A 23,107-nucleotide genomic window follows, 5' to 3' on the forward strand; every position below is an offset into this window, starting at 1 on the left:
GTTCGGTGTCGGAAGTTCAGTGTCGCGAGCCGTGCCGGCTCGGGCGATGAGCGGTCAGCTCGAGTTCGATGACCGCTGTGGGTTCGGCTTCGGAGCCGAGTGATCGGGAGGCGATGTCGAATTCGCCGGAATCCTCGCAGGAGACGATGACGGTCAGCGGGTTGTCTGGATCCCGCGACTGGCGCAGCTGCTGATAGATGAGGAGCCCGGCCCAGGCACGCGCCCGATCGGCGGCTTCGCGCAGGTAGTCGATGTTGTCGATGACGACAGCGGGCGGTCGGCTCAGACTTGCCAGCCCGAATTCGAGGAAGAACTTCTGCAGCTCGCTCAGTTCCGAGACGAAGACCTCTCCGTCGTCGTCGATGAGGAAGTCGGCTTCCTGCGCATCCGTCGTCGAGAACGTCCCCTCGGGGAGCGCATCGATGAATTCGGTCGCCGAAGCGAAGGTCTGCCGGATGAGGCCGATGACCTCCCGCAGCGACGACTTCGACACCCACGGCTTGTACCAGGGCTGCAGCATGATCCGGCGTTCGGCCACGTGCTGTGCCACCGTGAAGTCGTTCTCGAGGTCCGTCAGCCCTGCGACGTGTCCGACGGCCACCTGCCCGCGGACGGCGCGGGCCTGCTTCCGGATATCCAATTCGCCGAGGCGGCCCTGCCCTTCCGAGACCTGCATCCGTCCCGCCAGGGAAAGCAGCAGGGAAGTCTTGCCGCTGCCGGCGGGTCCGCGGACGATCACGATGGCACCGGTCGGAACCTCGAGGTCGATGTCGTCGAAGACGTTGCCCTGCTTACCCGTCAGGGACCACCCCTGCAGGGAAATCGCCGTCGAATCGGTGTCAGCATCCTCGGCGAGAGTGTCAGTCGTACTCTCCATTGCCCTGGCTTCCAATCGTCCGTGCCCTCAGTCGACCAAGTCTGGTTCGGGCGCTTCTGCGCCGCCCATGTGTCTGCAGACTACGTCACCGTGCACACTGAGTGTCGCGGAGCGGGGCGGCCTCCCCTTTGTTACCCTTCGGTAACACCAGTGAATTCTCTCATAGAACGGTATCGATGGGCCACATCTGTCGGCAATCACACACAGTCGCTTCGAGCAGAAGCAGGACGCGGGCGGGGGTCGTGATATCGAATGCGATGAGTGTCGGGCATCGACGCCGGAGGACGAGGAGCGGATGAACGCTGTCGAAGACCATCCCTTGCGGCTGCGCAGGAACTGGGGGCTGAGCCCGTCGACGCTCGCGCCCGGGTGCTTCGCGTCGGTCATGGCCACCGGGATCGTCTCGATCGGAGCGCAGCAGAAGGGACTGGCTCTCCTGTCGGCCGTCCTCTTCTGGCTGGCTGTCGCGCCCTACCTCTTCTTCGGAGCCCTGACCGTTCTGCGCCTCATCCGTCATCGTCAGGCCCTGCGCAATGACCTCCACGACCCGAGCCGGGCGTTCGGCTTCTTCACGGCCGTGGCCGGAACGAACGTTCTCGCCACAGCTCTCATCGGCCTCGGTTTCACGCCTCTGGCCCTCGCTCTCTTCGGTCTCGGAGCGCTGCTGTGGATCGTTCTCGGGTACGGGATCCCGTTCACCGCCGTGCTCGGCTCGCGCACTCGTCCGGCGGCCAAAGGCGCGAACGGCACCTGGTTCGTCTGGGTCGTCGGCGCACAGTCCGTGGCCGTCGTCGCCTCCAGCCTGGCGATCGAGATCCCGAGAACTTCGCTCGCCGTTCCCGGCCTTGTCGAGTCCCTGGCGCTGACGGCGGTGGTCATGTGGGCGGTGGGCATCGCCCTCTACGTCGCCTGCGCGGCGGTCGTCGGTATTCGGGTGCTGCTCCATCGGTTCGGGCCCACGGACCTCGACGCTCCGTACTGGGTGACGATGGGCGCCCTGGCGATCTCGATTGTCGCGGGGTCCCGGATCCTCGAGATGGGGTCGACTCCGATGCTCGATGCGACCAGGCAGCTGATCGGCGGATCGTCGGCACTCCTCTGGGCCCTCGCCACCTGGCTCATCCCTGTCTTCGTGATCGCCGGCGGGTGGCGTCACTTCGTCCATCGGGTGCCGATGAACTATTCGGCGGGACCGTGGAGCATGGTCTTCCCGCTGGGCATGTACGCGGTGGCGAGCATGTATCTGGGCCGTTCCGATCAGGTTCCGGCGATCGAGTGGATCGGCCGGCACTGGTTCTGGGTCGGCTTCATCGTCTTGGCGATCGTCTTCGCCGCAATGCTCTGGTCGTTCGTGAGGACCCTCCGCCGCAGCTGAGCGCGGGCCGGTGAGTGATCTCGCACGGGCGCGCCGGGACGACCCCAGGCGGCCTCGAGCCGACAGTGATCGCGCACCCGCCGACAGTGATCGCGCACGGGACGGTCGTGATCGCGCACGGGACAGCCACCTCGGCGATGGAGCGGATCACACCGCAAGCGACGAAACGCCCCGTTGGCAACGAAACGCCCCGTCAGCTTCATCTCATACCGTTGCACTGGTACGTAGTGACGCTGGCGGGGCGTGATGCTCGCGCGGCTGCAGAAGATAGCGGCAACGGGGCGTGATGCCCAGAGCCGAACCCGTCGCCGAATCAGGCGTCGAAGCGCTGGCCCTCCGGCTTCGAGGGCATGATTTGCATGACGAGTACGACGATGCTGCCGATGCTCGTGAGCGTGAGCAGATAGAACAGACCGGAGAAGCCGGCATCATGCAACCTGCGCCAGGAGACAGCAATGGAGGGCACGATCGTGGCGAGGAAGAACAAGCCCAGCAGAACTCCGCCGATGCCCATCAGAGCCATGCTGGCACCGGACGGCCCTGAGAACCCGTACGGATCAGCAGACGCTGACACTGACATCACGACAATTCCGATGATGAAGAGAATATAGGGCACGAGCGCAACGAGTGCGCAGAATAGAGTCGCCCACCAGAACTCACTGCGCGAGGCGCGTCCGGAGAACTTCGCGTAGTTCTTGAAGAAGCGCTTGACCGCCTGACCGAAGGAGGCACCGTAGAGCGGGAGGGTGAGGTCATCGGGGCTGGCGGCACCACGCGGTGCTCCACCATAGCCCGGCCCGCCGTATCCGGGGGCACCGGCGCCGGGCATTCCTTGGCCGGGAGCTCCGGCTCCTGAGTTGTATGCTGCGTTCGCGTCGTAGGACATGATGACCTTCGTCTTAGGGAGTGTGGAATGTGTTGTGCAGAAACCATTGTGCACCAAAGTCCGCGCCGACCCCGACTTCTCGCGGTTCCAGATCTGGAACAGGCCGACTGCTCTGCGACAGGCCGCATGCCTGAGCAACAGAATCGGCGCCCGAGGAACATGTCCTCGGGCGCCGATCCGGAACTGCTGCGGCCAGGCATCTCCCTGGATCAAGCGCAACTCGGCTCAGGCATCTTTCCGGGTCAGGCGTCTCCGCCGGTCAATGCGTAGGCCTCGTCGACGGGCGCCTCGTCGATGTGGCCGTCGACCCGGCGCAGGGTCTTCCAGCCGATCGAGATGACGATGACCGAGAGCAGGACGACTCCGGCTCCGAAGAGGTACGGCGCTCCCGCGCTGATCGATTCGGACACCGATCCCGCGACGATCGGGGCCACGGCACCACCGACGAAGCGCACACCCGAATACGTTCCCGAGGCAACAGGACGGGGAAGGTCGCTGACTTCCATGGCCGATTCCGTGAACACCGTGTTGAGCACACCGAGCAGCATGCCCGCGATGACGATGCAGATGATGAGGCCCGTGAGGGATTCGACGAGGAACGACATCACACCGAGCAGAACCGCCAGCGCGATGAGAGTGACGACGAGGCTGCGGCGACGTCCCATCCGCTTGGTCAGCAGCGGAGCTCCGAACACCGAGGTGATCGCCACGCAGATGCCCCAGCCGAAGAACACGTAGCCGAGTCCCATGGCGCCGAAGTTCTCGATGCCCATCTTCGCAGCCGCCTCCTCGACGGGGAACGGACTGTAGGCGAGCAGGATGAAGAAGCCGAAGTTGTACATCAGCGCGGAGATGCCGAGCACGGCCACACCGGGGCGCGCCAGTGCGCGGAAGGTCGCGCTGAGCTTGATCGGTTCGGCGGAGGCCCCGTTCGAGCTCGTGCCTCCCGGCAGCAGCACGACGATGGCGATGAAGCCGATGGCCATGAGGACAGCGGTGCCGAAGAACGGTCCGCGCCATGAGATGCCGCCGAGCAGTCCGCCGAGCAGCGGCCCGGTGGCGATGCCGACACCCAGAGCCGCCTCGTAGAGGATGATCGCCTTCTCAGCACCACCGGACGCAGCACCGACGATCGTCGACAGGGCCGTGGAGATGAAGAGCGCGTTGCCCAGACCCCAGCCGGCGCGGAAGCCGATGATCTGGTCGACGGATCCGGAGAATCCGGCGAGCGCCGAGAACGCGACGATGAGGATGAGGCCGACGAGCAGCGTGGTCTTCGCACCGATGCGCGAGGACAGGTAGCTCGTGAAGAACATCATGCCGCCGGTGATGAACAGGTAGCTGGTGAACAGCAGCATCGACTGGGCGGGGGTGGCGTCGAGCTCGGCGGAGATCGCCGGCAGGATGGGGTCGACGAGGCCGATGCCCATGAACGCGATGACCGCCGCGAAGGCCACGGCCCACACGGCCCGCGGCTGATGCAGAATCGACGCGTTTCCGCCGCTGTCCGTCGTTTCGTCTCCTGATGTTTCGTTATCGGTTGACGCTCTCATGCGCTATCCGCGGCCTTCTTTCTTACGTTTCAGTCTGTGGTTCTTCGGTTGTCGCGTCCGGATCAGGCGGGCTCGACTTCTGTGGATTCTGCGTCGGTGGATTCGCCATCCGCTGCAGACGGTTCAGCCGTACCGGACGATTCAGTCGTAACGGAAGATTCTTCGGCAACCGGCGGCTCGTCGGCGGCACCCTCGGCAATGTCGACCGGGTGACGGTCCTTGAGGAAGTCGGAGACGAGGCCGAGCGCACGATCGACGCTCAGCCTCTCCTCGGGCGAGAGTGATTCGAAGTAGGGCTGCATCTGCTCGGTCATGATCGACCGGTTCTCGGCCAACCGCTCGCGGCCGGCGTCGGTGAGCGAGAACTGCGAAGCCCGCCCATCGGTCGGACTCGCCTCTCGGAGCACGAGCCCGGCCTCCTCGAGCCGAGCGAGGAGTTTCGTCGCCGCCGGCTGCGAACTCAGATATCCTTGCGCGAAATGGCCGACCCGCACGGGCTGATACTGCTCGACGACGGCGAGCGCCCGCAGGGCCGCCAAGGAACTCTCGTTGCCGATCACACGCCGAAACGCCCTGGTCAGACGAGAGGACACGACGACGAGTCGCGACACGAGCTCTGCCGAATTCACATCATCCATAACTCATTTATATACCTAGGTTATGCAGTTTTGCAACCGTCCTTCACTCCGTACCCCACTCCTGACCGCACGGTCGAAACTCCCCCGCTCCACCCGCACGTCTCACCATGTGACGGACGGCACACCCGCCTCGGCGATGGTCGTGCTAGCCTGGCCTCACATGTTCCGGGGACGGTGAAATTCCGTACCGGCGGTCATAGTCCGCGACCCGCTCGCATTCGTGCAGGCGGTTGATTCGGTGAGATTCCGAAACCGACAGTCAGAGTCTGGATGGGAGGAGCATGGTGGCCTCGGCCGCTGTGTTTCGGTGCATTCGACCGCACCGTCTCACGCATCCGAGACACCCTGATGGTTGCACCCGCAATATCCTCCCTCCCGGCGAAGGCTCGGGAGGTTTTTTCATGGGCGCGGAGTTCACGGCCCCATCAGAGTTCACCGAACTCGAATCCACGGCGATGACTGCCGCCCTCGACGCGGCCCGCGAGGGCTTCCGTGGGGCGAATCCGCTGGTGGGAGCCGCGATTCTCACCGCAGACGGGCAGATCGTGACCGGCCATCACGCTGGTGCCGGCACTCCCCACGCCGAGGTGGACGTCATCACCACCGCCCACGACCTCGACATCGACCTGTCCGCCTCCACACTGTTCGTCACGCTCGAGCCCTGCTCCCACCAGGGCCGGACCGGGCCGTGCACCGAGGCGATCATCGCCGCCGGAATCCCGTCCGTCGTCTTCGCCGCCGATGACCCGAATCCGGTGGCCGCCGGCGGCGGGCAGACCCTCGCCGAGGCGGGGCTGAGCGTGCGCTCGGGCCTGCACCGGGACGCCTCCCGCACTCTCAACGGCCGGTGGGTCACCGCCACTGCCGAGGCCCGCCCGTTCGTCACGGTGAAGATCGCGCAGAGCCTCGACGGCGGTGTCGCCGCTGCCGACGGAACCAGCCAGTGGATCACCTCGGACCAGTCACGAGCACATGCCCATGAGGTCCGTTCCCGCGTCGATGCCATCCTCGTCGGCACGGGCACAGCACTGGCCGACGATCCCCGACTCAATGCCCGCGGCGCCGACGGGACTGCCCTACCGCAGCAGCCGCGACCCGTCGTACTCGGCACGTCGGAGCTGCCGGCCGAGTCCTTCCTCGCGCTCAATCCCGACACCCTGCAGCTGCGCACACACGACGTCGGCGAAGCACTCGAGCGTCTGTTCACCGAGGGAGTGAGCCACGTCCTCGTCGAGGGCGGACCACGCATCCTCGGGGCCTTCTTCGCTGCCGGAGTCGTCGATGAGATCTTCTGCTATCAGGCCCCGCTGCTCATCGGCCCGGGCCGTCGCAGCGTCGAGGACCTCGACATCGCCACCCTCAGCGACGCCCTGCGGCTCGTCCCCGACGACACCGAGGTGCCGGCGATCTCGCGGCTCGGCCCCGACTTCCTGCTCCACTTCGCCACGGAGACCCCGCGACACAGACGCGACGACTCGGCAGGAGACCCCACCGGCTAGACGCATCGAACGTTCCCACCGGCACACCGCACACCAGCACGCACCCGATCACCAGCACGCACCACTGAAGCACCACGGAGGCACATGTTCACCGGAATCATCGAAGGACTCGGCACCGTCGAGGCTATCGAGTACACAAACGATTCGGCCGCGATCACTATCGACGCGGGCGAACTCGTCGCCGACCTCGACCTCGGCGGATCCCTCGCCGTCAACGGGGTCTGTCTGACCTCGACACGGAGGGCCACCTCGGCGACGCCCGGTCATTTCACCGCCGAGGTGATGGGCGAGACCCTGCGCCTGACGGGACTCGGCACCCTGACCACGGGAGACCGGGTCAACCTCGAGCGCTGTACGCCCGCCTCGGGGCGCTTCGACGGCCACGTCGTCCAGGGCCACGTCGACGGGCGCGGCGAACTCCTCGACCGCATCGACCGATCAGACTGGTCGACGCTGCGCATCGCGATCCCCGCCGAGCTCGCCCCGCTGACCGCGGTCAAGGGCTCCATCGCCCTCAACGGAGTGTCCCTGACTCTGACCGCGGTGTCCGAACCCAGCGAATCGGCGTCCTGGGTCGAGGTCGGCCTCATCCCGGCCACCCTCGCCCACACGACCTTCGGCGAACTCGAGGTCGGCGCGGCTGTGAACGTCGAGGTCGATGTGCTCGCGAAGTACACCGCGCGCCTCCTGTCCTTCCGCGTCGGCGACGGCGCCCAGACCGACTCCGGGGTCCCCGCCGACCCCGGCCCCACCTCGGCGAACTCATCAGCGCCGACGCACAACCGCACACAGCAAGGAGCCGATCATGACTGACTCAGTCGCTCACGCCAGCCGCCTCGACCCGATCGCGGAGGCGATTGCCGCCTTCGCCGCGGGCAGGCCCATCCTCGTCGTCGACGACGAGGACCGGGAGAACGAAGGCGACCTCATCATGGCCGCCGAATTCGCCGATGCGGACACGATGGGATTCTTCGTCCGGCACACCTCGGGCGTCATCTGCGCCCCGATGACCGGCGACCGTGCCGCCGCCCTGCGGCTGCCGCCGATGGTCGTCGACAACGAAGATCCCAAGGGCACCGCGTACACCGTCAGCTGCGATGCCGTGGGAGTGACGACCGGGATCAGCGCCGCCGAACGCGCGCAGACCGGCCGGGTGCTCGCCGCCGCCGACCCGGACTCGGCGGCGATCTCGCGGCCCGGTCACATCTTCCCGCTCATCGCGAAGGACGGCGGTGTCCGCGAACGTCCCGGCCACACCGAGGCGGGAGTGGAATTCGCACGCCTGGCCGGTGCTCAGCCGGTGGCCATGATCGGCGAGGTGGTCTACGACGACGGATCGATGATGCGCTTCGACGCGGTCCGCGACTTCGCCGATGCCCATGGGCTGGTCATGGTCTCGATCGAACAGCTCATCGCGTATCTGGAGGAGCGGGATGCGCGCGGCGAGTCCGCGGGCGCAGCCGGCGAGTCTGCGGCTTCGGGCGGCGATCCCCTGAATGCGACGGAGGAGGTTCCTCTGCCGTCGGAGCACGGGAGCCTGCGGGCGCGCGCATTCACGATCGACGGGCACGACCACCTCGGCGTGTTCGCGGGTTCCCTCGATTCGGATCCGGCAGGCCCAGCTCCGCTCGTGCGGGTGCATTCGGAGTGCCTGACCGGGGATGTGTTCGGTTCGCACCGGTGCGACTGCGGGGAGCAGCTCGACCGGGCGCTCAAGCTCATCACCGAGCAGAGCGGGGCGGTCATCTATCTCACCGGGCATGAGGGGCGGGGGATCGGGCTGAGCAATAAGCTGCGCGCCTACGCTCTGCAGGATCAGGGGCGGGACACCGTGGATGCGAATCTCGACCTCGGGTTCACCGATGACGCCCGCGACTACCGGGCCGCCGCGTCGATTCTGCGCTCGCTCGGGCTCACGCGCATCCGCCTGCTGACGAACAACCCGGCGAAGACCGCGGCGTTGGAGGAACTGGGCATCACGGTCGAGGCGGTCGTGCCGCTCGAGGTCGCCGCCCGCCCGGAGAACACCCACTACCTGGCGACGAAGCGCGAACGCATGCACCATGCGCTGACCCTGCCGTCGGTCACGGGGACGCCTGCTTCGGGTACGGCAGTTCCAGGTGCGCCGGTTCCGGGTGCGGAGTCCTCCGAGGCAGTCTCCCCTGGAGCCGTCGCCAGCTGAGGCGGCTGCTCATCTTCCGGTCGCTCGCCACTTCTGCGCGCGCCGTTTCTGCGCACGCCGCTTCTGCGCGCACAGCCGCACGGACTCGCATCGACGACACCTCCGCGCACTGCCCATTCTTACAACGGACGCATTCGGCCCACCCGAATCGCCACAACCGGCTCTTCTGAGCCCTGAACAAAGGACACCATCATGGCCCATTCCGGAGCACCCGAACTCACCGTCGATGCCGCCGACCTACGCGTCGCCATCGTCGCCGCTTCCTGGCACACCCAGATCATGGACGGACTCGTCGACGGGGCTCAACGCGCCGCCGCCGAGGCCGGTGCCGACGCCACCCTCGTCCGCGTGCCCGGCAGCTTCGAACTGCCCGTCGCCGCGGCCCGGCTGGCCCCGCACTTCGACGCGGTCGTCGCTCTCGGCGTCGTCATCCGTGGCGGCACCCCGCACTTCGACTATGTCTGCCAGGCAGCCACCGACGGCCTCAACCGAGTGGCCATCGACTCCGGCAAACCCGTGGGCTTCGGCGTGCTCACCTGCGATGACGAACAGCAGGGGCTCGACCGCGCCGGGCTGGAAGGCTCGCAGGAGGACAAAGGCCACGAGGCGATGACCGCGGCGCTGGTCACCGCGCAGGCGCTGGCCCCGTACCCGCGAGGCTGAGGCTCGTTCGCCTGAGCTGAGTGGAGCTCCCCGCGCCAGGCTGAGCTGAGCTGAGAGGGCCGATCCGCCCTCTCAGCGCAACAAGTGGGTACAGAATGCCACTTTGGACCCCCAAATTGGCATTCTGTACCCACTTGTTGCTCTTTGGAACCGTCAAGCGGACTGACTGCGGTGAGGAAGCTCTGCCTCCGCACCTCGGCCCTCAGCCGACCGCCGGCTCAGCTTCAGAAGAGCTGGCGGAGGTTCGTGCGGGCGAGGTCGATGAGTTCATCGCCCTTGCCCGAGAGCACCGTGCGGATGGCGTAGAGGGCGAAGCCCTTGGCCTGCTCGACCGTGATCGACGGGGGCATCGACAGCTCCTGACGTTCCGTGACGACGTCGAGGACCGCGGGCCCGTCATAGGCGAGGAATTCCTTGACGACCTTCGGCAGGTCCTTGGACTTCTCGACACGGAAGCCCTTGATTCCGACCGCCTCGGCGATGGTGGAGAAGTCGGGGTTCTTCAGGTCCGTGCCGAAGGTGACGAAGCCGGCGGCCTTCATCTCGAGCTCGACGAAGTTGAGCGAGGAGTTGTTGTACACGACCGTCTTCACCGGCAGCTTGTTCTGGGTGAGCGTGATGAGCTCGCCCAGCAGCATCGTCAGCCCGCCGTCGCCGGCGAGCGCGATGGTCTGCCGATCCTCGAAGGCCGCCTGCACACCGACGCTCTGGGACAGGGCGTTCGCCATGGAGCCGTGGCTGAAGGAGCCGATGAGGCGGCGCTTGCCGTTCATCGTCAGGTAGCGGGCCGCCCACACCACGGGGGATCCGACATCGGGGACGAAGACCGCATCGTCATCAGCCATCTCGTCGATGAGTCGAGTGAGGTACTGCGGGTGGATCGTCCGCTTCGACGGTGTGGCCAGTTCGTCGAGATCCTTGCGGGTCTTCTGATAGTGCTTGGTCAGCGCCTTGAGATGTGTGCTGCTGCGGTTGGGCTTGATCTGCGGCAGCAGAACCTCGACGGTGTCGGCGACCGTCCCGACGAGCGGAATGTCGACCTTCGTGCGACGACCGATCTGAGAGCCGCGCACATCGACCTGGATAACGGTCGCGTCCTCGGGGTAGAACTGCTGGTAAGGCAGGTCGGTGCCGAGCATGAGGAGCGTGTCGCAGTCCTTGAGCGCGGCATAGCCGGAGGAGAATCCGAGCAGCCCGGTCATACCCACGTCATAGGGATTGTCGTATTCGACGAACTCCTTGCCGCGCAGCGAATGGACGATCGGCGCCTGCAGCTTCTTGGCGATGGCGAGCAATTCATCATGGGCGCCCTCGGTGCCGGCACCGGCGAGGATGGTCGTCTTCTTGCCTTTGTTCAGAGCCTTCGCCGCAGCCTCGATCTGGGAGTCGGCGGGGGTCATGTGCGACGGGTAGGCCCTGACCACCTCGGCGGCGGCATCGATCTCACTCAATCCGACGTCACCGGGGATCACGAGGACGGCGACGCCGCGCTTCTCGACGGCTTCACGCATGGCGATGCGCAGCAGACGAGGCATCTGCTCCGCCGACGCGACGTTTTCGACGTAGACGCTGCATTCGCGGAACAGCTCCGTCGGGTGGGTCTCCTGGAAGTAGTTCGAACCGACCTCGTCGCTGGGGATCTGTGCGGCGATGGCGAGCACAGGAACCCGTGAACGCTGAGCGTCGAAGAGGCCGTTGATGAGGTGCAGGTTGCCGGGCCCGCAGCTGCCCGCGCAGACCGCGAGTTCGCCGGTCAGGGCGGCCTCACCGCTGGCTGCGAAGGACGCAGCCTCCTCGTGGCGGACGTGGACCCATTCGAGCTGAGGGTTGACCCGCAACGCATCGGTGAAGCCGTTGAGCGAGTCTCCGGGGACTCCGTAGACCCGCTTGACTCCGCTGGATACGAGAGTATCGACGATGTTTCTGGCGACGGTGGGCATGTCATTCCTTCCGTTGAAACACGAGCGCCGGGGCGCTGCCACGGATCCCGGCAGGGGCTGCCCGCGATGGGGCCTTGACCTCGCCTTCAGTCTAGCCCCGCACACCCGCACCGAGGCTGTCCGATTCCTCACGCTTGCGTGCGGGAATACGCGGGAGCAACCTCACCGAGGTGGCCCGTCGGAACGTCCGCACCTGCACTCGATCAGTGCCGAAGAACATGACAAGCGATTTTCCATGTCTCCGAAACGCGTAAAGAATCCGGCAGATTCTTTACACGTTCAGCCGATGCGGCCACGGACTTGTCAGATCTGAGCGCGCTTTCACGTCCGCGCGGACAGCAGCGTCGCCAGGGTGAGCAGTCCTGCCATGGCCACCGCCATCAGCGGGTATCCGCCGAGCACTCCGGCCAACGCCGGACCCGCCACCGGGGCCAGTGCAGTGCCCGCGGTGATCGGTGCGACGAAGACGCCGTTGATGGCCCCGTAGTTCTCCGTGCCCCACCGGTCGGAGACCGCCGTGGCCTGCAGCAGCGTCATACATCCGCGCACTCCCCCGGTGACCATGGCGATGCCGATGAGCAGCCAGACCGGTCCCGGGATGAAGGCGAGCAGCCACAGTCCCACCGCGCCGGAAGCGAAGAGGATGACGGTGCGTGTGCGCGTCGAAGTGTGCCTCTCGAGGTTCGGGTACCCGAAGCGTCCGGCCACCTGTCCGAAGCCGACGAGTCCGAGTGCGAGGGCGGCGAGGCTGTAGCCGGCCCCGCGTTCGATGATGAGCGGGATGATGTTGATCGTCACCGCGAAGAGGGTGAACGTTGCGATCGCCACGGCGATCTGGAGGGTGATGAAGCGGGGATGGCGGGTGACCGTGCGCAGCTGGGTCCGGCTCGGTCGCTCGGCGCGTCCGGCAGCCTCGTCGGTCCATGTCCGGTTGAGGAAGAACAGGTGCATCGGCAGCGCCAGGACAGCGAGCAGCCCGGCGAGGACCGCATAGGTCCCCCGCCAGCCGAGTGCATCGATGAGCCAGGCGATGATCGGGGCGAACACCGTCGAGGCGAGCCCGCCGACGAGCGTGATCGTCGTCAGCGGCTTCGTCCGTTCCTCTCCATACCATCGAGTGATGATGGCGAAGGCCGGCGGGTAGAGAGTCGCGGCCTGAGCGAAGCCGGCGAGGACCCAGGCGGCGAAGAAGACGGGGAGGTTCGGGGCGATTGCGACGAGCCCGAGTGCGGCGACCCCGACGAGCGTGCCCGTGCCCATGATCAGCCGCGGGCCACGGTCGTCGAGCATCCGCCCGACCGTCGGTCCCATGAGCGCGGAGACGATGAGGCCGAGCGTCAGTGCGGCCGTGACCGTCGTGTGGCTCCACCCCATGTCCGCCGAGATCGGCGTGACCGCGACCGGCAGCGAATAGTAGAGCAGGCCCCAGCAGACCAACTCGGCCAGGCACAGCGCAGCCAGTCCCCCGCGTGGCCTATCGGTGATCATCGGATCCTTCGCCGAGGTGGCCCTGCGTGTCCGTGGACCCATCGTCGCGTTCACCGCGGTCGCGTTCCTCCTCGCCGAGGTGGCCCTCCGTCGCGTCGCCGGCAGCGGTCCGCAGCCGGCCCAATGCCGTCTCCCAGGGAATGCGTTCCTGTTCGAGGCGGACGTCGCCTTCGGTGCGGAGACGATCGAGTGTGCGGGCTTCGCTGCCGGTCAGCTGCGCGAACGTTCCTGTGTGCGGCTTCGGTTCGGGCACCCACAGGTCTGCGTGTGCGAGCAGGGACGCTTCGTCCATGAGCACGGATTCGACTCCGGGCAGGCGGCTGCGCAGGCGGTTGAGGATCGCGAAGCCGTGTGAGTCGAGGTCACCCCAGTAGAGGACGCGGGCGACGGCGATCCAGTCGAGTCGGGTCACCTGGTCGACGGCGTAGCCGGAGCCGTGGACGGCGACGGCCGAGGGCCAGGCCGGCATGGCGAGCACCGATTCGAGGTTTTCGAAGACGAAGACCAGCTTCGGGGCCAGAGGCAGGCCGCTCAGCTGCGAAATCGGTGCGGTGATGTCGTCGAGAACGCCGGTCGGCGCGGGGGCGGCAGTGGTGTCTGAGTCAGCGGCGGCCTCGCCAGATCCCGCGCCGGAGACCAACGCCGGGTCGAGGATGCGCAGCCGCAGTCGCGGTTCGGCGTCGAGGACACTCACCGCATCGGCGTGCCCGATCCCGGCCAGGAGCGCGATGACGAGGCTGCGGTGGCTCTCGAACCATTTCGAGTCGACGCCGCGGATCGGCAGCTGCCGTGGCCGCAGCGAACCGAGCCGGTGGGTTCGCAACCAGTCGACGACGGCGATGACGGTGGCGAAGGACGCGTCGCTGAGCCCGAGAATCCGCTTCGCCTGCGACCGGACGGCCGCAGCGAGCGCCTCGCCGACCAATTCCCCGTCACCGTCCCGACTCGCATCGACGTCCCGACCCGCATAGTCGTCCCGATCCGCGTCGCCGGCACGTCTTCCGCCGACCTCCCCAAACCGCTGTCGGATCGCGGCGGCGCGGTCACGCAGTCTCCGCCAGTCTCGGGCGGTGTCGCCGCCGGCGAAGGCGGCCACCACGTCGGGGGTGGTCAACCGAAGTCGGATGGGGACGCGTTGGCGACCGACCCGGGCCCAGTTGCGCTCCTCCCAGTCGATCTCGAGTCCCGAGGTCGGGATTCCGACGGACTGCGTCTCGCTGGCATTCGCCTCGGCGGCCGTCGTCGTGACAGCGTTCGCCTCGGCGGCCCTCGCCGAAGCTGCCCCAGCCTCCACGGCCCGCCAGCTCGCGGCCCAGTCGGCGGCGGCAGCCTGATCGGTCAGAACCTGCTTCTCCGTCGGCGGATGGAGGGCGATCTCGACTCGCACCTCAGCGACCGCCTCCGCCGCCCACTCAGCCATCGACGAGGTCAGTCGCTTGCGCGCCTTCGCTCTGGCCTCGGCGACGGAGAGCATGGTCATCGGCCCTCAGGCTCCTCGAATTCGTCCCACACCATCGTCGAGGTCAGGGTCTTCTGTCGGCTCGGGTTCTCGATCGAGGTCGCCGCTCCCACATAGGGTTCGATCGTCTGCAGCAGTTTCTGCGGGGTGGCGAGCACCATGTGGAACCCGAACTCGATGAAGATGTCGAGCGCCATCCGCGTGTACCGGGTGTCGGCCTTGTCGAAGGCTTCGTCGAGGATGATCGTGCCGTACTTCGAGATCGCCTCGTCCGGGTCCGCCAGCTGATAGCGCAGGGCCGCGGCCAGACAGAAGATCACGAGCTTCTGCTGCTGCCCACCGGACATCGCCGCGCCCGAATCGTAGGTCGCGTGTGCCCGCCCGTGGTCGTCGATCTCCTCGGCGAGGAAAGACACATGCAGTCGCGTGTCGAGGCACTGGGTCTTCCACACCTTGTCGACGTGCTCGCTCGAGGCGAATCGGCGCATCACCTCGGCCAACGTGTCGTACTTCCTCTCCGCGGTGACCATATCGTCGTCACCCCAGCTGCCGGCGGCGACGAAGCGCAGGTCGGCGATGAAGGCGTTGACGGTCTCCGACCTGCGGGTCTTGACCTTGAGCCGCAGATACCGGTCCTCGTCGAACTGCGACCGCAGCAGGGATGAGTTGATCGGGGCGACCCGGTCTTCGATCTCGCGCGGGGCCGCGTGGATCTCGTTGAGCAGCTCGCCGATGAGGTCGCGTGAGCGCTGCTGGAGGAGCTCCCGGAACCGGTTCTCGTGATCGGGCAGACCGTGCGCTTCGATCTCATCGAGCATCGCGAGATACGCTCGCCGATCGTCGACCTCGGCCGTGAGCTGGGAGGACACCGACGGCCATGCGGCCTTGAACTCCGCTGCCAACCGAGTCACGGACTGACCGGCCCGGCTCGCTTCGGCCTGTGCCCGGTCCTTCTCCTCCTGCAGAGTCTGCGAGACCTGCTGCCCCACCTCGGCGAGGTTCTCCCGTTTGATGCTGCGTTGGATCTTCCGGAACCGTGCATCCAATTCCTCGCCGAGGTGGCCGTCGACCTCCGCGATGCGACCGGCGTTGACGTCGTCCTCGATCCGGGTGATGCCCGAGCGCAGGCCCGTCGATTCCTCGTTGGCCCGGCGCAGGGCGTAGTCGGCCTCGGAACGTGCGGTCTCGGCGGCGTCCTTGGTCGTCTTCGCCTCGCGTTCGACACCGATCGCCTGCTGCAGGTCACCGTCGGCGTCTTCGAGTTCGGCCAACTGGCGTTCGAGTGTCGCGACCTTCTCGGCCGCACCGGCCCGGTCGACGTCGCGCCAGGCCTGTTCGCGGATACCGGCGAGGATGCCGCGGCGGCGGTGGGCCTGCGCGGTCTCGGCGTCAGCGGCGGCGACGACCTGTTCGGCTTCCGCCAGCTCGCCTTGCGCTTCCTTGAGCGATTCGATGAGGGCTTCGAGCTTGGCTTCCCGGTCGCCGAGGACCCATTGGCTGCGGTCGTCGATGCGACGGCGGTCGTCCTTCTCATACCGCGTGCGTGAGGTCTTGATCTGGCCTTTGACGGTGACGGCGCGGGGGTGGTCGTCGAGTTCGTCGGGGTCGTCGACGCACGCGAAGTCGAAGCGTTCGGACAGGGTGGACCTCACCCAGTCCCCGAACCCGGTGTCGGACACGTGGACCTTGTTGACCAGGGATCTCTCACTGCCGACGGGACGGGGGCCAGGCACGGTGTGTGGGATCTCCTCGAACACGAGGCGTCCGCGGATGTGGTGGGCGTCGACCCAGGTCCGCACGGCAGAGAGGTTCTCGGATCGGACGAGGACAGTCAGCGCCATGGGACGGAGTACACGTTCGATCGCTCCGGTCCATCGCGCCTGGTCGGGGTCGACCTCGATGAGTTCGGCGGCGAAGGGCAGGGACTTCTCGCTCAGTCCGGTGCCGGCGGCGAGTTCGGAGCGGATCGCCATGAGGTTGTTCGGCACGGTCGAGCCTGAGCGCCGCAGGGATTCGATCTCGCCTTCGAGTTCGCGGACTCGGGCGCGGGCCTGGGAGAACCGGTCGTGGTCGGCGTGGCTGGGTCCGGTGACCTGAGTGTCGTCGTCGAGGCTGGCGGCGATCTGGGCCTGGAGTTCGGCGAATTCCGCGGCTGTGGTCGGGGCGGAGTCGATGCCGGCCTGTTCGAGTTGGCGGGCCAGTGACGCCCAACGTTCGGCGATGGCGCGGCGCTCGGTCTCCGCGGTGTCGATGCGCTGCTGGAGATGTTCGGCCTCCGACCCGCCGAGTTCGAGGGTGGCTCGTCTGGCGAGGTCGTATTCGTCGACGGCGGCGGCGTAATCGCGCCCGGCCCGGTCGGCGGTGACTTCGAGTTCGACGATCCGTCTCGTCAGTGCCGAGAGGTCGGTGCGGAGGATGTCGAGTTCGCGGCGCTTCTGGTAGGGCAGCAGGGATTCGCTCAGCGCGATCGACTTCGCGGCAATGTCGTTGGCGGTTTCGAAGCTCGCGGCGGCCTCACGCAGATGCAGCAGGTGGTCGCGCTGTTTGCGCAATTGGACGACGTGGTCGTGGGCGTCCTTGAGGTCGCCGAACTGGGCGACGGCAGTGTCGGCGAGGTCGAAGGTCGCCGGGGTCTCGAGCATGTGGTCGCGGAAGAGCCGGTCGAGGCTGTCGAGACTCTTGGCCGACTGGGTCTTGTGCAGCAGCTGGAGGGCGGACTCGTCGGCCATGCCGAAGGTCTTGCGCATCCGTGCGTAGAACTTTCCGTGATGTCCATTGGAGGTGACCACGGCATCGGGCCGATCGGCCTTGAGTCTGCGGGTTTCGAGCCCGGAGCGGGCGTAGTGCTGGAGTTCGGCGAGGTCGAGTTCGCCGCGTTCCCACACGCAGGCGTCGGAGAGGTCGGTCGTCTTCGTACCCGATCCCTTGATGAAGAAGAGCCGGGCCAGGGACAGCGGGCGGTCGGTGCCGTTGTCGTAGCGGAGGATGATGCCCGACCAGGTGGCACGGGGACGCAGGTATTTGCTGACGACCCGGTCTTCCTCGGTGTCGGCGGTCCGGGTCCAGGCGCCGCGGACGTAGCTGACGAGGCTGCGCTGATCGAGCCTGGCTCCTGCGGTCTGGGCGGCGACGTTGAAGCGCAGCCACTTGTCCGGGGTGAGCACGGCGGCGATGCCGTCGAGGAGGGAGGACTTGCCGGACCCGGAGGGTCCGGTGATGAGGTGGCCTTTGTGGGAGACGGGGATGCGGTGGATATCGGAGTCGAAGGTGCCCCAGTTCGCGATCTGGATCTCGCTCAGCCGCCACTGGCTGCCGACGTCGGGACGGTTCGCCCCGCGGGCGCGCGCCTGATCGGCCACGAAGGCCGCATCGAGTGGGAAGAGTGCCTCGGTCACGCGTCGTCCTCCTCGGCGTCGGTCTTCGTGTCGGAGTCCGAGTCCGACTCGGTGACTGCCTCATCCTCGGCGCCAGCGCCATCATCAGCACCGGCACCCGTATCAGCGACGCCGTCGCCGAGATCCTCGCTGACATCGGTCTCACCTGCGGCGATGCGTTCGTAGACGTCGATGAGCTCACGCACGCGGTCCTCGTCGATGAGGAACTTCACCATCGGGGAGATCTCGAACCGATCTTCACCGGCCTTGTGCAGCACGCGCAGCCGGTTGCTCATCCGCGACCACGCGCCGTTGAGGTTGCGTTGGAACGTCGATTCATCGCCGGTGCGGTAGATCGCGAGCCTTTCATAGACCTCGTCGCGGTCGACGATGACGCGCTTCTCTCCGGGCGCGGCAAGCAGCAGCTGCCGCAGCACGAGGAGCATGGCCGTGTCGAGGAAGGTCAGCCGTTCGCTGCGTACCGCGGCGGGAGCGTCGATCTCGTCGGTGACGATCTTGCGGGTGAACGCGAACTCGTCGACGCGGTCGATGACGAGGTCGAGGAACAGGTCGTGCAGGCGCGAGCGGACGAGCCCTTCATCGGCCACGAGCGCCGCCCACAGCTGCGGGCTCTGCACTCCGGAGACGTAGGGGCCCTTGAGCAGCTCGAGCAGCACGCGCCGGGTCCGCTCCCCCAGAGTCCCGGTGTCACCGGACCACAGCCCGGACGGGTTGTGGTCGGCACCGTCCCCGAAAGATTCGCTCGCCGAGGCGGCTCCCACCTCGGTGGAGGTCCTGCCGTCACCGGCCGGTGAGGTCGGGTGGGCACCGTCGCCGGCGGTCGCCTCGGTGGTGGGTTCGACGTGGTCGGTGGGGCTCATAGGGTGATGCCTTCGATGAAGTAGTGGCGGCGGATCGCGGCGGTGCGGGCGATGCCGTCGATGCCGGACCAGGTGAGGATTTCGCGGTTGTCGTGATCGACGTGGCCGTACGTGCTGGCCAGGGACAACAGCCCGACGACGCTCGCGAGGCCCTGGGTGGCGGGGAAGGTTTCGAGCACCTCGGCGACGGAGGCTTCGTGGGCGGAGGTGACGACGGAGTTGATGTTCTCGGTGAGCTCGGCGAAGTCGATCTCGGATTCGCGGGCGACGGCGATGAGTTCGGCGAAGTCGATCTCGGAGTCGGCGGCCTCGCCGAGTTCGTCGCCGGCGTTGAACTCCTCGGGGTCGTGGAGGATGACCTCTCCGACGCTGCCGAGGGACACGCTCGAGAGTTCGAGGTCGATGCCGACCTCGTCGTAGGGCTTGAGTTCCTGTGACACCGGTGCCGCTGCGGCCAGGCCCTCTTGGAGGAGGGTGCGCATGACCCGGTCGCGCTGGAATTCGTGGGAATGGACGTAGCGGCGCAGGCCGCGGGCGAATTCGGTGAGGATGTCGGAGACCTCGTGGGAGCCGTCTTTCATCTGCCGCATCAGCGTGCGCAGGGAGCGACGGGTGGACAGGTCCAGGGCGGCGGAGAAGTCGCGGTCGAGGATGGCGGCGATGTCGTCGTCGAAGGCCGCGGACTGTTCGGGGTCGCGGACGAGGGCGGAGAATGCGGAGAACGTGCGGCCTTCGTCGGAGGATTCGATGAGGTCGACGCCGCGGAAGACTTCGTCGAGGACCTGGGATTGGGAGTCCTCGGCGGCGAGGATCGAGATCCGCAGCTCCTGGTTGAGGTCTTCGAAGCGGGCGCGCACGCGGGCGAAGTCGGCGGGTAGCCCCTGTGCCTGCTGCAGGATGTCGTTCACGCGTTCGTTCGCTCGCCTCCGGTCGAGGACGACGGAGCGGGGGTCGCCGCGGCGGACGCGGGCGATCTCGGCGTCGATGCGGTCGCGTTCGGCGCGCAGGGACGCAAGCCTGCGGGAGCTGTCGGGGTCGGTGTCGATGGCCAGTTGGTGCACGGATTGGGCGAGGCTGACCAGCCGGGATTCTGTCGCGGTCTGCGGTGGGGTGCGCAGCTGTTCGAGCATGCGGATGGCGTCGAAGCCGGCGGCGGAGAGTTCGTAGGTCTCGCCCCTCGCCCCGGTGGCGGGTCTGCGGACGAGGATCTCGGCCCGTCGCCAGTCGTCGCAGTACGCCTTCGCGGTGCGCAGCGAGAGGTCGAAATGGTCACGGAGCTCTTCGAGATCGGCGTCGATGCTCTCATGCAGGTCGTCGGTGTTCACCCGGGTACCGGGACGGCCCAGGTGGGCGTCGAGGGTTCCGGCCATGACGGCGAGGTTGTCGGCCCGGAGCATGCGCAGAGTGGCATTCGACTCGAGCAGTCGCCGGTAGGCGAGCGCGGAAGACAGGGCGGACATAGGAACTATTCTCAATGCCCGGGCGGGTGCGCGCCAATTCCCGGTCACTCGGCCCGCGCCGTGTTCAGGTCAAGGCATCCCTCTCGTCAGTCCATCGCGTTCTCCTCGTCGGCCCGTCGCCTGCCTCTCGTCAGTCCATTGCATCCCTCCCGCCGAAGGTCACGGGGTCGACGGGGCGATCCTTCCTCGGCATCTTCGCGACGACGAGGCAGTAGGACTCGAGAACGAGATCATGGAGCAGGTCGGAGTCGAACCGCTCCCCCGGCTCTTGTCCATTCCCATCCTCGTCGTCGGGCTCGTCCGCCGCTTCCCCTTCACTTCCGTCGTCCCCGCCGCCTGCCACGGTGATCCAGTGCTTCTTGTTCATGTGATAGCCCGGAGTGATCTCGGCATAGGCGTCTCGGAGCACCTCACCGTCGAGGGGATCGATCTTGAGATTGATGCTGGGGATCCCGCGCAGCCGAAAGGCCATCATGAACATCTTCCCGCGCACCTTGTACACGGTGTTCTCCGGCCCGAAGGGATGGTCGATCTCGACAGAGGGGTACTGCATGGCCTGCTCATGGGCCAGACGGAGCACGGTATCGGGATCCATGCGTGGAGGTTAGCAGACGGCTGTGACATGAGAACTGACGTTAGACTCGAATCATGCCTGAGACCTCTTCGCAGACCGCCCCTCACCTGCTGTTGGCCGCCCTCGGCGGAACGATCGCCTCGACTGCCAATGCCGCAGGTGGGGTTGCCCCTGCCCTCGGCGGCGCCGAGATCGCCGCGGCCGCTGGGCTCGATCAGGTGTGGCCGAATCTGCAGGCCGATTTCACGCAGGTCGCTCAGGTCTCGAGTGCGAATGTCACCCTCGAGATGCTCTTCGACGTCGTCGAGCTCGCCCGCACGAGCTCGGCCGACGGCATCGTACTCACGCAGGGCACCGACACCCTCGAGGAGTCGGCTTTCGGGCTCTGGCTGCTCAATGATTCGGGCACCCACATCGCCGTCACCGGGGCGATGCGCAATCCGACCCTGCCCGGTGCCGATGGTCCGGCGAACGTCCGTGCTGCTGCGCTCACCGCCCTGTCCGAGCAGGTCGCAGGTCTGCCGGCCACGCTCGTGTTCAATGACGAAGTCCACGATCCGAGGTTCGTCACGAAGTCGCACACCACCTCGACGGCGGCGTTCTCCTCCGGGCCCGTGCTCGGCGCGATCGGCTGGCTGAGCGAGGACGACCTCCACCTTCCTCACGCCCCGGGCGCCGTGCAGTCGCCCTTCGCGGGACTGACCCGTCCGGAACGTTTGGCGACGGTCGCCCTCGCCGAGGTGGGGATGGGTGAGCCGACAGAGACCCTTGATCTCTTCGCCGGGTCCGACTTCGCCGGTGCCGTGCTCTCGGGCGTCGGCGGCGGACATGTCCCCGCCGAGCTGCTGCCTGCAGTGGCCCGATTGGCCGAGTCGATGCCCGTCGTACTCGCTTCCCGCACCGGCTCGGGTGCCAGCCTGCACCGAACCTACGGTTACCCCGGCGGCGAGATCGGTCTGATCGAGACCGGACTCGTACCCGCCGGGATACTCGATGCCCGCAAGGCTCGCATCGTGCTCACTCTGGCGCTGAGCTTCGGCCTGACCCCCGCCGAGGTGTTCGCCCACTTCGGGTAGTCAGCGGGATTCGGCTCCTCAGATCGGACGGGTCGAGCCGCGAACGACGAGTTCGGGGGTGAATTCTCGATCGTGGTGCTCATGGGAAACAGAAGCGTTCTCCTGCAGCAGCGTCTCGACCGCCGTCCGCCCCAGCAGCTCGGCCGGCTGTCGCACGGAGGTCAGTGGGACGATCGTCGAGAACGCGTAGTCGATGTCGTCGTAACCGACGATCGCGATGTCGTCGGGGATCCTCAGATCGCTGAACATGAGCACCGCCTGCATGAAGCCGACGGCGAGCAGGTCGTTGGCACAGAAGACCGCATCGGGTCGTTCGCCATCGGGCAGAGCAACGACCTTCTCTCCCGCATTCCGACCGGCCAGGATGGTCAGCTCCTCGGTGCCGAACACCGGCAGCTCGAGCCCTGATTCCTCCGCACGCCCTCGAGCTCCGAGCAAGCGGTCAGCGACCTGCGGCAGCGATTGCGGCCCCCCGATGAAGGCCGGGCGCGTGCAGCCGCCGGCAAGGATGTGGTCGAGCGCCATCCGACCTCCGGCGACGTTGTCCACAGTCACCGACGACAGTGCGTAGCCTCTCGAGGCACGGTCGACGAGCATGACGGGCGTCCCCCGACCGGCGACGGATTCGAGCTGGGACAGATCGGAGCCGGTCGGCGTCACAAGCAGGCCGTTGACCCGCTGTTCAGCGAACAGGTCGACATACTTCGATTCCCGTACCTCATCGGTTCCCGAATCACCGATGAGCAATGACAGTCCCGCCTCATCACACGCCTGTCTGGCGCCATGCGCAACCGAAGCGAAGAACGGATTGGACGTGTCGAGCACGACGAGCCCCAAACTGCTGCTGTGGCCGGACCTCAGCTGCCTCGCTGCGGCATTGCGAACGAAGCCGAGTTCATCGATCGCCTCATTGACCTTCCGGGCGGTCGACGCCGCCACCCTTGACGAGCCATTGACCACATGGGACACGGTTCCGACGGAGACTCCGGCGCGATCGGCGACCTCACGCATACTCACTTTCGCCATGAGCCTCCTTCGAAACCGGCACCCGGGCTGACAGTCACCACGGGCAGGAACATGTCTCATTGTGCCCGATACCGGCGGCACAAGCCCTGCATCAGTCACCGCCTTGATGTGATCAGGACGACATGCTAGTGTTCCCAACAACAATATTGAAACGTT

General features: G+C 66.8%; 18 protein-coding genes and 1 riboswitch. Of the genes, 6 read left to right on the plus strand and 12 right to left on the minus strand.

Features of this window, described 5'->3' with window-relative positions; genetic code table 11:
• Window positions 1-16: 16 nt before the first annotated feature.
• Window positions 17-877, minus strand: coding sequence for an ATP-binding cassette domain-containing protein (locus HK401_RS12190; RefSeq protein ID WP_181274946.1), 861 nt, complete (start codon window positions 875-877; stop codon window positions 17-19).
• A 295-nt stretch (window positions 878-1,172) separates the two neighbouring features.
• Between HK401_RS12190 and HK401_RS12195 the strand changes: the two genes are divergently transcribed.
• On the plus strand, window positions 1,173-2,252 hold the full coding sequence (locus HK401_RS12195; protein WP_181274947.1) for a tellurite resistance/C4-dicarboxylate transporter family protein: 1,080 nt from the start codon (window positions 1,173-1,175) through the stop codon (window positions 2,250-2,252).
• 313 nt (window positions 2,253-2,565) lie between these two features.
• Here the strand turns inward: HK401_RS12195 and HK401_RS12200 are convergent, their stop codons facing one another.
• From HK401_RS12200 to HK401_RS12210, 3 genes are all read right to left on the minus strand, one after another.
• Window positions 2,566-3,138 (minus strand): DUF805 domain-containing protein, encoded by a 573-nt coding sequence (locus tag HK401_RS12200; protein ID WP_181274948.1) that lies wholly within the window; start codon window positions 3,136-3,138, stop codon window positions 2,566-2,568.
• A gap of 242 nt (window positions 3,139-3,380) precedes the next feature.
• Window positions 3,381-4,691 carry an MFS transporter gene (locus HK401_RS12205; RefSeq protein WP_181274949.1) on the minus strand — a complete coding sequence of 437 codons (1,311 nt, stop codon included), beginning with the start codon at window positions 4,689-4,691 and terminating at the stop codon, window positions 3,381-3,383.
• Window positions 4,692-4,753: 62 nt separating this feature from the next.
• Window positions 4,754-5,329, minus strand: coding sequence for a MarR family winged helix-turn-helix transcriptional regulator (locus HK401_RS12210; protein WP_181274950.1), 576 nt, complete (start codon window positions 5,327-5,329; stop codon window positions 4,754-4,756).
• A gap of 157 nt (window positions 5,330-5,486) precedes the next feature.
• A riboswitch (FMN riboswitch) is annotated at window positions 5,487-5,615 on the plus strand.
• Window positions 5,616-5,730: 115 nt separating this feature from the next.
• On the opposite strand from HK401_RS12210, the gene ribD reads away from it, so the two are divergent.
• From ribD to ribH, 4 genes are all read left to right on the plus strand, one after another.
• Window positions 5,731-6,828 carry a bifunctional diaminohydroxyphosphoribosylaminopyrimidine deaminase/5-amino-6-(5-phosphoribosylamino)uracil reductase RibD gene (gene ribD, locus HK401_RS12215; protein WP_258234179.1) on the plus strand — a complete coding sequence of 366 codons (1,098 nt, stop codon included), beginning with the start codon at window positions 5,731-5,733 and terminating at the stop codon, window positions 6,826-6,828.
• An 84-nt stretch (window positions 6,829-6,912) separates the two neighbouring features.
• Window positions 6,913-7,641 carry a riboflavin synthase gene (locus HK401_RS12220; protein ID WP_181274951.1) on the plus strand — a complete coding sequence of 243 codons (729 nt, stop codon included), beginning with the start codon at window positions 6,913-6,915 and terminating at the stop codon, window positions 7,639-7,641.
• Window positions 7,634-9,010 carry a GTP cyclohydrolase II gene (gene ribA, locus HK401_RS12225; RefSeq protein ID WP_181274952.1) on the plus strand — a complete coding sequence of 459 codons (1,377 nt, stop codon included), beginning with the start codon at window positions 7,634-7,636 and terminating at the stop codon, window positions 9,008-9,010. The genes HK401_RS12220 and ribA overlap by 8 nt, the downstream gene beginning before the upstream one ends.
• A gap of 192 nt (window positions 9,011-9,202) precedes the next feature.
• Window positions 9,203-9,673 carry a 6,7-dimethyl-8-ribityllumazine synthase gene (ribH, locus tag HK401_RS12230; RefSeq protein ID WP_181274953.1) on the plus strand — a complete coding sequence of 157 codons (471 nt, stop codon included), beginning with the start codon at window positions 9,203-9,205 and terminating at the stop codon, window positions 9,671-9,673.
• A gap of 224 nt (window positions 9,674-9,897) precedes the next feature.
• Here the strand turns inward: ribH and poxB are convergent, their stop codons facing one another.
• From poxB to HK401_RS12265, 7 genes are all read right to left on the minus strand, one after another.
• The gene (gene poxB / locus HK401_RS12235; RefSeq protein ID WP_181274954.1) at window positions 9,898-11,613 is read right to left on the minus strand and encodes a ubiquinone-dependent pyruvate dehydrogenase; all 1,716 of its coding nucleotides are present in this window, start codon (window positions 11,611-11,613) and stop codon (window positions 9,898-9,900) included.
• Window positions 11,614-11,934: 321 nt separating this feature from the next.
• Window positions 11,935-13,101: an MFS transporter gene (locus tag HK401_RS12240; protein WP_219921919.1), complete on the minus strand. Its 1,167-nt coding sequence runs from the start codon at window positions 13,099-13,101 to the stop codon at window positions 11,935-11,937.
• Window positions 13,088-14,581 carry a Wadjet anti-phage system protein JetD domain-containing protein gene (locus HK401_RS12245; RefSeq protein WP_181274955.1) on the minus strand — a complete coding sequence of 498 codons (1,494 nt, stop codon included), beginning with the start codon at window positions 14,579-14,581 and terminating at the stop codon, window positions 13,088-13,090. Before HK401_RS12245 ends, HK401_RS12240 begins: the two co-directional genes overlap by 14 nt.
• Window positions 14,578-17,955: an ATP-binding protein gene (locus tag HK401_RS12250; RefSeq protein ID WP_181274956.1), complete on the minus strand. Its 3,378-nt coding sequence runs from the start codon at window positions 17,953-17,955 to the stop codon at window positions 14,578-14,580. The genes HK401_RS12245 and HK401_RS12250 overlap by 4 nt, the downstream gene beginning before the upstream one ends.
• Complete coding sequence (locus HK401_RS20740; RefSeq protein ID WP_258234180.1) at window positions 17,952-18,815, minus strand: DUF4194 domain-containing protein; 864 nt, start codon at window positions 18,813-18,815, stop codon at window positions 17,952-17,954. Before HK401_RS20740 ends, HK401_RS12250 begins: the two co-directional genes overlap by 4 nt.
• A complete protein-coding gene (locus tag HK401_RS12260; RefSeq protein ID WP_181274957.1) occupies window positions 18,812-20,275 on the minus strand; it encodes a DUF3375 domain-containing protein in 1,464 nt (487 codons plus the stop codon). Before HK401_RS12260 ends, HK401_RS20740 begins: the two co-directional genes overlap by 4 nt.
• 130 nt (window positions 20,276-20,405) lie before the next feature.
• Window positions 20,406-20,870, minus strand: coding sequence for an MmcQ/YjbR family DNA-binding protein (locus HK401_RS12265; RefSeq protein ID WP_181274958.1), 465 nt, complete (start codon window positions 20,868-20,870; stop codon window positions 20,406-20,408).
• A gap of 53 nt (window positions 20,871-20,923) precedes the next feature.
• On the opposite strand from HK401_RS12265, the gene HK401_RS12270 reads away from it, so the two are divergent.
• The gene (locus tag HK401_RS12270) at window positions 20,924-21,925 is read left to right on the plus strand and encodes an asparaginase (protein ID WP_181274959.1); all 1,002 of its coding nucleotides are present in this window, start codon (window positions 20,924-20,926) and stop codon (window positions 21,923-21,925) included.
• Between the two features lie 18 nt (window positions 21,926-21,943).
• Here HK401_RS12270 and HK401_RS12275 read toward each other — a convergent pair whose 3' ends face one another.
• A complete protein-coding gene (locus tag HK401_RS12275) occupies window positions 21,944-22,951 on the minus strand; it encodes a LacI family DNA-binding transcriptional regulator (RefSeq protein WP_181274960.1) in 1,008 nt (335 codons plus the stop codon).
• Window positions 22,952-23,107: the final 156 nt, after the last annotated feature.

The sequence above is a fragment of the Brevibacterium oceani genome (genome assembly GCF_013623835.1).
In the GTDB taxonomy this organism is placed as follows: domain Bacteria; phylum Actinomycetota; class Actinomycetes; order Actinomycetales; family Brevibacteriaceae; genus Brevibacterium; species Brevibacterium oceani.

Excerpts from the sequence above, each read along its gene's own strand:
- HK401_RS12190 (WP_181274946.1), bottom strand. The coding sequence starts at position 877 with ATGGAGAGTACGACTGACACTCTCGCCGAGGATGCTGACACCGATTCG.
- HK401_RS12195 (WP_181274947.1), top strand. The coding sequence starts at position 1,173 with ATGAACGCTGTCGAAGACCATCCCTTGCGGCTGCGCAGGAACTGGGGG.
- HK401_RS12200 (WP_181274948.1), bottom strand. The coding sequence starts at position 3,138 with ATGTCCTACGACGCGAACGCAGCATACAACTCAGGAGCCGGAGCTCCC.
- HK401_RS12205 (WP_181274949.1), bottom strand. The coding sequence starts at position 4,691 with ATGAGAGCGTCAACCGATAACGAAACATCAGGAGACGAAACGACGGAC.
- HK401_RS12210 (WP_181274950.1), bottom strand. The coding sequence starts at position 5,329 with ATGGATGATGTGAATTCGGCAGAGCTCGTGTCGCGACTCGTCGTCGTG.
- ribD (WP_258234179.1), top strand. The coding sequence starts at position 5,731 with ATGGGCGCGGAGTTCACGGCCCCATCAGAGTTCACCGAACTCGAATCC.
- HK401_RS12220 (WP_181274951.1), top strand. The coding sequence starts at position 6,913 with ATGTTCACCGGAATCATCGAAGGACTCGGCACCGTCGAGGCTATCGAG.
- ribA (WP_181274952.1), top strand. The coding sequence starts at position 7,634 with ATGACTGACTCAGTCGCTCACGCCAGCCGCCTCGACCCGATCGCGGAG.
- ribH (WP_181274953.1), top strand. The coding sequence starts at position 9,203 with ATGGCCCATTCCGGAGCACCCGAACTCACCGTCGATGCCGCCGACCTA.
- poxB (WP_181274954.1), bottom strand. The coding sequence starts at position 11,613 with ATGCCCACCGTCGCCAGAAACATCGTCGATACTCTCGTATCCAGCGGA.
- HK401_RS12240 (WP_219921919.1), bottom strand. The coding sequence starts at position 13,101 with ATGATCACCGATAGGCCACGCGGGGGACTGGCTGCGCTGTGCCTGGCC.
- HK401_RS12245 (WP_181274955.1), bottom strand. The coding sequence starts at position 14,581 with ATGACCATGCTCTCCGTCGCCGAGGCCAGAGCGAAGGCGCGCAAGCGA.
- HK401_RS20740 (WP_258234180.1), bottom strand. The coding sequence starts at position 18,815 with ATGAGCCCCACCGACCACGTCGAACCCACCACCGAGGCGACCGCCGGC.
- HK401_RS12260 (WP_181274957.1), bottom strand. The coding sequence starts at position 20,275 with ATGTCCGCCCTGTCTTCCGCGCTCGCCTACCGGCGACTGCTCGAGTCG.
- HK401_RS12265 (WP_181274958.1), bottom strand. The coding sequence starts at position 20,870 with ATGGATCCCGATACCGTGCTCCGTCTGGCCCATGAGCAGGCCATGCAG.
- HK401_RS12270 (WP_181274959.1), top strand. The coding sequence starts at position 20,924 with ATGCCTGAGACCTCTTCGCAGACCGCCCCTCACCTGCTGTTGGCCGCC.
- HK401_RS12275 (WP_181274960.1), bottom strand. The coding sequence starts at position 22,951 with ATGGCGAAAGTGAGTATGCGTGAGGTCGCCGATCGCGCCGGAGTCTCC.